This window comes from Cellulomonas hominis (genome assembly GCF_005239125.1).
Classification (GTDB): domain Bacteria; phylum Actinomycetota; class Actinomycetes; order Actinomycetales; family Cellulomonadaceae; genus Cellulomonas; species Cellulomonas hominis_A.
Genome location: NZ_SZYE01000331.1, coordinates 1 through 1,619 on the forward strand (window position 1 = coordinate 1; position 1,619 = coordinate 1,619).

The window sequence follows — 1,619 nt, forward strand, 5'->3', positions numbered from 1 at the left end:
CGGCCCGTCCGGCCCCGCCGGCGTCGCCGCGCCGCCCCTGACGGTCGCCACCCCGGCGGTCGACCCGGACGCGCCGCGCCCCGGCGCCGGTGCCCGCCCCGCGCCCGTCGGCGCGCTCGCCGACCTCGGCCGGGTGCACCTCGTCGGCGTCGGCGGCGCCGGCATGTCCGCGATCGCGGGGCTCCTGGCCGCCCGCGGCCTGGCGGTGTCCGGCTCCGACGCGAAGGAGGGTCCGGCACTCGACGGCCTGCGCGCCGCGGGCGTCACCGTGCACGTGGGTCACGACGCCGCACACGTCGAGGACGTCGACTCCGTCGTCCTGTCGAGCGCGATCCGCGAGACCAACCCCGAGCTCGCCCGGGCGCGGGAGCGCGGGCTGCCGGTGCTGCACCGCTCGGAGGCGCTGGCCGCGCTGATGGCCGGGCGCATCGGCATCGCCGTCGCCGGCGCCCACGGCAAGACCACCACGTCCGCGATGGTCGCCACCGCGCTGGCCGCGGCCGGCCGCGAGGACGAGGTGCTGGACCCGTCGTACGCCATCGGCGGCACCGTCCTCACGCCCGCGGGCGCCGCCCCCGGGTACCGGACCGGCGCCGGGGACGCGTTCGTCGCCGAGGCAGACGAGTCCGACGGCTCGTTCCTCGCCTACGCGCCGGCGGTCGCGGTGGTCACCAACGTCGAGCCCGACCACCTGGACCACTACGGCACGACCGAGGCGTTCGAGGCGGCGTTCGCCGCGTTCGCCGACCGGGTGCTCGACGGCGGCGCCCTGGTCGCCTGCCTGGACGACCCCGGCGCCGCGCGCCTCGTGGCCGAGGTCGGCGAGCGGCTCACCCGCCGCGGCGTGCGCGTGCTGACCTACGGCACGGACGCCTCGATCGGCGACCTGGGCCCGGACCTCGTCGTCGGCCCCGTCGTCGCCGCGGGCGGCACCTGGCGCACCACGCTGACGTCCCGGTCGGCCGAGGTGCCGGGCGCGGACCTCGCGCTGGCCGTGCCCGGCGAGCACAACGCCGCGAACGCCGCCGCCGCGTACCTCGCGGCCTGGGCCGTGGGCGCCGACCCGGCCGCCGTCGCGGCCGGGCTCGGGGAGTTCCGCGGCACCGGCCGCCGGTTCGAGGACCGCGGCACGGCCGCCGGCGTCCGGGTCGTCGACGACTACGCCCACCACCCCACCGAGGTGGCCGCGCTGCTGCGCACCGCCCGGGGCGTCGCGGGGGACGGCGCCGTGCACGTGCTGTTCCAGCCGCACCTGTACTCGCGCACCCGCACGTTCGCCACGGAGTTCGGCGCGGCGCTCGACCTCGCCGACACCGTCGTCGTGACCGACGTGTACGCCGCGCGCGAGGACCCGGACCCCGAGGTGTCCGGCGACACGATCGTGCAGCGCGTGCCCACGCCGGGCCGCGCCCGGTTCGTGGCGGACCGGCACGAGGCGGCGCGCGCCGTCGCGGCCGCCGCCGCGCCCGGGGACCTGGTGCTGACCGTGGGCGCCGGCGACGTGACCGAGCTCGGGGCCGAGGTGCTCGCCGCCCTGGCGGGTACCGGGGACGCGGGCGCGCCCGCCTCCGACGCCCCGGCCGCGCCCGCCGCCGACGCACCTCCCGGCGCGGGCGCGC

1 protein-coding gene is annotated in these 1,619 nt (G+C 80.1%); it reads left to right on the forward strand.

Features of this window, described 5'->3' with window-relative positions; translation table 11 throughout:
* The coding region (gene murC / locus FA014_RS19405) for a UDP-N-acetylmuramate--L-alanine ligase (RefSeq protein ID WP_419178443.1) at positions 1 to 1,619 on the forward strand (1,619 nt) is incomplete at both ends.